We start from the raw sequence: 6,113 nt of genomic DNA, 5'->3' as shown, positions 1-6,113 counted from the left end.
AATCTCCGCGATCGCGGTCTCGGCGATCGGAGTAATGGCCTCGCCGCTGACCACCAGGCCGTTTCGCACGGCGCCGGACCGAATCATACGGTCCAGGATGTAGGTGCCGGTGAGCATTCCGGCGCAGGCATTCGTGATGTCGAACGTAATGGCGTTCTTGGCTCCGATAAGGCGACTTATCGAACCCGCGAACGACGGCTCCATGTATACCCGGGTCGCGTGCTTGCTCCGGGTGATCGAGGCGGAGATGACTACGTCGATCTCCTCCGGAGCGTACTTTGACCTGGACAAACAGTCCTCTACCGCCTTGACGGCCAGCGTGAACGAGTCCTCGTGACTTTCCGGCCTGGTATCGCGTACCCGGCGTTCGCGTACGCCGGTGATTTTCTCCAGATCGAACGAAGGCGGTTCTTTCAGCCCGGAAAGCAATTCCGCGGTGGTGACAACTCGCGAAGGCAGATAGGCACCGATGGATTCGAAGCGAGAATGGGGAGACACGAGCGCTCCTGAAATCGTCGAGATATACGGTTCCGGATCGACTCTGATCGTCGGTGCAATGAACACTACCCGACGGTAACAACGAATGACCACAGCTATTTCGCGCCGCCGTCTGAGACGGAAATCACGACCAGCAGTACATGTTTCGTGAGGTATCACCAACCGGTGACCGACTGGCTATGGCTTGCCGGTATTGCCATCCGACCTGCCGATTCGGTTCGTCACCGCATTTCGCGTTCGCCGCTGTGCGCGGCGCGCGACGCTCGCCACGGCGCCGCTTTCGGAATGGCAATCGATCGGCTATTGCCGGATGGTGGCGGTTCGTGAGTCGTCGGCAGGGGGTCTCTCTCGCCGGATGTGAGTGACTTCACTGTGCGCCACCCCTTCGGTGCGGATTGCCTGTCGCTCGATTTGACTTCGAGCCGAACAGGTTGCGACAGAAGGGAAGTCGGGCGGCGCGGTGACCGGTGCGAGCCGGGATCAGGCTTCGGTGCTCGACGCGGAGCGCGCGGTGGCGATCCGCTCGATGACGTCGGCGGCGTGCACGTCGAAACGTTCACGGGAGATGGGGATTTCGCCGTCGAGCCAGGGCCGGTAGAGGTAGGCGAGTGCACCGAAGATGGCGCTGGCGTTGAGCGCGTAGTCGTGCTCGTCGGGCACCGGCTGGCTGTAGTCGCCCGCGCTGATGGTCAACGCGATCGGCGCGGTGAACAAGCCGATGAGTTCGTTGGCGCGCGGCATGAGCACGGGGGTGGCCTGCGATTCGATGAACATGATCCGGCCGCGGCGGCGGTCGGCCAGCAGATAGTCGGTGAAGACGCCGACCATGTGGCGAAACATCGCGTCGCGTTCGATGGGCGCGTTGGGCAGCTCGTCGAGCAGCCGGTCGCGCGCGCCGAGGACGACGGTGTCCAGCACGGTGGTCAGCAACGCGTCGAGGTTCGGGAAGCTCTCGTAGAAGTAGCGCTCGGTGAGTCCGGCCTGCCTGCACACGCCGCGCATCGACGTCTCGGCCGCGCCCACGGTCGCCATCAGCTCCGTGCACGCCTCGACCAGCTGTTCCCGGCGTGCGGCGACGCGGTCGGCGGGCGATTGCCCGCGCCAGCGGCGCATGCCCGGAATCGCCCCGTCGGCTTGGTCCATAGCGTCATCCTCTCATAGCACCGAATTGACATCATGTGATGTTGACAGCACCTGATGTCACCAATACATTGCGAAGACACCGATCGATGACGAGGGGTGCGAGATGGGTTCTGCCGTATACGCCGACCAGACACACGCCATCAACGCGCGCGCGGTGGAATTCGACTTCGCCACGGTGCCGATGCATTACATCCCCGGCGAGGCGATGGCCACCCACATCATCAACGTGATGCACCTGGTGCTCCCCGAGGGTGAGCGCGCGATGGCGCAGGCGCTGGCCGAGGCGTTACCCCTGATCGACGACGAGCGGTTACGCGAGGAAGTCCGCGGCTTCATCGGCCAGGAATCCATGCATGCCAGTTCGCACGAGAAGGCGCGCGAGCAATTGGAGCGGCTCGGCCTGGACGTCGGCCCGATGGTCGATCGCGTGAGCTGGCTGGTCGACCGCATCCTCGGCGACCACGGATTGACCGGCCGGGCCAAGCGGGAGTGGCTGTGCGAGCGGCTGGCGTTGTTCGCGGGCATGGAGCACTACACCGCGGTCATCGGGGAGTGGCTGCTCACCAACGACACCCTCGAAGCCAAGGGCATGCACCCGGCGATGCTGGATCTGATCCGCTGGCACGGCGCCGAGGAGGTCGAGCACCGCAGCGTCGTCTACGACGCGTACATGCACGTCGACGGCGGATACGCGCGCAAGGCGCGGCAGGCGCTCATCGCGAGCACGGGATTGCTCGTGCTGTTCGTCGTCTCCGGGGGCTACCTGTTCCACAAGGACCCGTCGCGGCACAAAGGCCGATTCTGGCCGCTCCAGCTGGCCGGCGCGTCGGTGCGCGGCGTGGTGCCCAGCTTCACGACGTTCTTCACCGAGATTCCGCGCTACCTGCGGCCGGGCTTCCACCCGTCGCAGCTCGGCCCGATGGACAACGCGCTGCGTTACCTCGCGCAGTCGCCCGCGGCACGGGCGGCGAACGCGTGACCGCCGTGGGGGAGCGGTTCCAGCCAGGGGCCGCGCTGCGGCTGATCGGCTCGGCGGCCGACGCCTACAAGCGCCTGTTCGTCGAAAGCGACGCCGCGCAATTGCTTTCGCGTCCCGATCCGGTCCGCCGCACCGGCTACGAATTCGAGGTGGTGGTCGACCGGATCGGGCACGAGGCCGACGGGGTGGTGAGCTTGTGGCTGTGCCACCCCGACGGCGGCCCACTGCCCGCGTGGACGCCGGGCGCGCATCTGGACGTCTTCTTGCCGTCCGGTCGGCAGCGGCAGTATTCGCTCACCAACGACCCCGCCGACCGCGGGTTCTACCGCATCGCGGTGCGCCTCATCGCCGACGGCGAGGGCGGTTCCGCGGAGATCCACCGGGATCTGCGGGTCGGTGACCGGCTGTGCGTGCGCGGTCCGCGCAACGCGTTCCCGCTCGTCGAGGCGCCGTGTTATCTGTTCGTCGCGGGCGGCATCGGGATCACGCCGATCCTGCCCATGGTCGCCGCGGCCGAACGCGCGGCAGTGCCCTGGCGGTTGATGTACCTGGGCCGGTCCCGCTCGCGCATGCCGTTCCTGTACGACCTGGCCCGGTACACCGGCGGCGACGTGGTGGTGCGGCCGGACGACGAGTACGGCGTGCCCGACGCGCGGATGATCTTCGAGCAGACGCCGCCCGGCGCCGCGGTATACGTGTGCGGGCCGCCGCCGCTGGCCGAGGCCGCGCGTGCGGTGCTCGCACTGCACGATCCGACGGCCTCGCTGCACACCGAGCGCTTCTCGCCGCTGCCCGTGCGCGACGGCGAGCCGTTTCGGATCAGGTTGCATCGCAGCGGGTTCGACGTGGAGGTCGCGGCCGACGAGTCCGCGCTCAGCGCGATCCGCCGTGTGCTGCCCGGCGTGGCCTACTCCTGTCAGCAGGGATTCTGCGGCACCTGCAAGACACGGGTGCTCGCGGGCGCGGTGGACCACCGGGACCGGTCGCTGCTCGAATCCGAGCGCGCGGAGACGATGCTGACCTGCGTCTCCCGGGCGCGCGACGGCGAACTCCACCTGGATCTGTGAGCTCGGCGGGCCAGGCGCCCGCGTGTGGAAGGAAAGACATGGCTGCGCATCCGGAACACGTGCCGATCGCGGTAATCGGCGCCGGGATAGCCGGGATCGGTCTGGCGGTCGCGCTGCGCGAAGCGGGCATCGATGATTTCGTGCTGCTCGAGCGCGCGGATGACCTGGGTGGCACCTGGCGGGCGAACACCTATCCCGGTTGCGCCTGCGACGTGCCCTCCCAGCTGTACTCGTACTCCTTCGCGCCCAATCCGGACTGGTCGCGCACCTACGGCACGCAGCCGGAGATCCTCGCCTACCTCCGGTCGGTCGCGACGCGCCACGACGTGGTGCGGCACATGCGGTTCGGCGTCGAGTTGCTCGAGGCGCGCTGGGACGACGCGGCCACGCTGTGGCGGCTGCGTACCGGTCGCGGCGAGCTGACCGCGGCGGTGCTGGTTTCCGCCGTCGGGCCGTTCAGCGAGGCGCGGATCCCGCGGGTGCCGGGCGCGGATACCTTCGAAGGGACGCAATTCCATTCGCTGCACTGGGATCACGAACACGATCTCACCGGCGAGCGCGTCGCGGTGATCGGCACGGGCGCGTCGGCCGTGCAGTTCATCCCGGAGATCCAGCCCCTGGTGGGCGAGCTGACCGTGTTCCAGCGTTCGGCGCCGTGGATCGTCTCGCGACTGGATCGCCCTACGCTGCCCGCCGAACGCGCGCTGCTGCGCCGGGTCCCCGCGCTCGGCAAAGCGATCCGCGGTCTCTTCTACACCGGCATCGAAGGTTTCGGTCTGGTCGGTTTCGTGGACAAGCGGTTCCGGCATCCGTACGAGGCGCTGGGCAGACTCCAGCTGCTGCGCCAGGTGCGCGATCCGCAGCTGCGTCGCAAACTCACCCCCGATTACGTGATCGGTTGTAAGCGCGCGATCTTCTCCGACGCCTACTACCCGGCCCTGACCCGGCCGAACGTCGAAGTGGTCACCGAGGGGATCCGGGAGATCCGCGCCAGGTCGATCGTCACCGCCGACGGCGCGGAGCACGCGGTGGACACGATCATCTGGGGCACCGGATTCGGCGTTCCCCCCGCGGTTTTCGACCGGATCCACGGGCTCGGCGGTCGCTCCATCGGGGACCGCTACCGGGAGCGTCCGAGCAGCTACCTCGGCGCGGCCATGGCGGGCTTCCCGAACTTCTTCTGCACGCTGGGGCCGTTCGGGGCGGCGGGCAATCAGTCCGCGATCTATATGATCGAGGCGCAGGTGCGCTATATCGTCGATGCCGTGACCACCATGCGTGCGCGGAACATCCAGCGGATCGATGTGCGCGAGGAGGTGCAGCGAGCCTTCCTCGACGAGGTGACCGAGCGCAGTCGCGACACCGCCTGGCTGACCGGCGGATGCCGCAGCTACTACCAGACCGCCGACGGCGGCAACGCCGGTCTGTACCCGAACTGGAGTTTCGAATACCGGCGGCGCACAAGCCGTTTCGATCCGGAGTCCTACCAGTTGCAGGCCGGGTGAGCGTCGTGGTCGTCGATCTGCTGCGTCAGCTGCTGTCCCCACCTGCCGAGCATCGGCTGGATGTGCGCGATCGGGTGGTGGTGATCACCGGTGCGGGCACCGGAATCGGCCGCGCGCTCGCCGAAAAACTCTATGCCTCGGGCGCTTCGGTGGCGCTGATCGACATCGACCAGGCCGCCGCCGCTGCCGTCGGACGCTCGATGGGGGAGCGTGCGCTGGTCGTGCGCGCGGACGTCTCCGATCGAATCGGGATGCGCGAAGCCATCTCCCGGGTGCGCGAGCGTTTCGGCCGGATCGATGTCGTGGTGGCCAACGCGGGCGTGGTGCCGGAGCCGGCCACGATCCGGACGATGAACCCCGGCGACTTCGATCGGGTCATCGGCATCAATGTGACCGGGGTGTTCAACACCGTGCATCCCGCGCTGGAGGACATCGTCGCCGCGAAAGGGCACGTCGTCGTGGTCTCCTCCGCCGCGGCGTTCGCGCCCGGCATGGCCGGTTCGCCCTACATGGTGAGCAAAGCCGCGGTAGAGCAGTTCGGGCGGGCGCTGCGGGTCGAGCTCGCCGCGGTGGGCGCGACGGCGGGCGTGGCGTACTTCGGCATCGTCGACACCGCGATGACGCACGGCACGCTGGACGAGGACGAGCTGGGCGCCGACCTGGGCGCATTGCTGCCCTGGCCGCTCAATCTGCGCATCACCGTGCGCGACGCGGCGGAATCCATCGCCGACGGCATCGCCCGGCGCGCGGCCCGCACCATCGCGCCGCCGCAGTGGGAGCCCTACGCGTTGTTCCGCGGCGTGATCAACGTGGTGCTGGACAGCAGGCTGGCGCGGGACCCGCGCGTGCACGACCTGATCCACCGGGTCGAACAGCGCGTCATCGACGCCGATCATCCCGTCACCCCGGTACCGCGCTGAC

Annotated in this window: 7 protein-coding genes; 5 read left to right on the top strand and 2 right to left on the bottom strand. The window is 67.9% G+C overall.

Features of this window, described 5'->3' with window-relative positions:
- Positions 1 to 564 (bottom strand): 3-oxoacyl-ACP synthase III family protein (locus tag ON29_RS16825; RefSeq protein ID WP_373283883.1); only part of this gene is annotated, 564 nt, incomplete at its 3' end.
- Positions 565 to 663: 99 nt separating this feature from the next.
- Here ON29_RS16825 and ON29_RS35910 point away from each other — a divergent pair.
- The gene (locus ON29_RS35910) at positions 664 to 825 is read left to right on the top strand and encodes a hypothetical protein (protein ID WP_157172811.1); all 162 of its coding nucleotides are present in this window, start codon (positions 664 to 666) and stop codon (positions 823 to 825) included.
- A 153-nt stretch (positions 826 to 978) separates the two neighbouring features.
- On the opposite strand, the gene ON29_RS16820 is transcribed toward ON29_RS35910, so the two are convergent.
- Positions 979 to 1,641, bottom strand: coding sequence for a TetR/AcrR family transcriptional regulator (locus tag ON29_RS16820; RefSeq protein ID WP_040867298.1), 663 nt, complete (start codon positions 1,639 to 1,641; stop codon positions 979 to 981).
- Positions 1,642 to 1,744: 103 nt separating this feature from the next.
- On the opposite strand from ON29_RS16820, the gene ON29_RS16815 reads away from it, so the two are divergent.
- From ON29_RS16815 to ON29_RS16800, 4 genes are read left to right on the top strand one after another with little or no spacing between them, the layout of a single operon-like run.
- Complete coding sequence (locus ON29_RS16815) at positions 1,745 to 2,620, top strand: metal-dependent hydrolase (protein WP_051175295.1); 876 nt, start codon at positions 1,745 to 1,747, stop codon at positions 2,618 to 2,620.
- Complete coding sequence (locus tag ON29_RS16810; protein WP_040867296.1) at positions 2,617 to 3,687, top strand: PDR/VanB family oxidoreductase; 1,071 nt, start codon at positions 2,617 to 2,619, stop codon at positions 3,685 to 3,687. The genes ON29_RS16815 and ON29_RS16810 overlap by 4 nt, the downstream gene beginning before the upstream one ends.
- Before the next feature lie 38 nt (positions 3,688 to 3,725).
- Entirely contained in the window at positions 3,726 to 5,192 is a 1,467-nt protein-coding gene (locus tag ON29_RS16805; protein WP_040867295.1) for a flavin-containing monooxygenase, read from the top strand.
- The gene (locus tag ON29_RS16800; protein ID WP_169332583.1) at positions 5,189 to 6,112 is read left to right on the top strand and encodes a short-chain dehydrogenase/reductase; all 924 of its coding nucleotides are present in this window, start codon (positions 5,189 to 5,191) and stop codon (positions 6,110 to 6,112) included. Before ON29_RS16805 ends, ON29_RS16800 begins: the two co-directional genes overlap by 4 nt.
- Position 6,113: the final 1 nt, after the last annotated feature.

Source organism: Nocardia exalbida NBRC 100660, from assembly GCF_000308575.1.
Lineage (GTDB): Bacteria > Actinomycetota > Actinomycetes > Mycobacteriales > Mycobacteriaceae > Nocardia > Nocardia exalbida.
The sequence above is the reverse complement of the archived record's forward strand: the minus strand, read 5'-3'. Positions and strand labels throughout refer to the sequence as shown.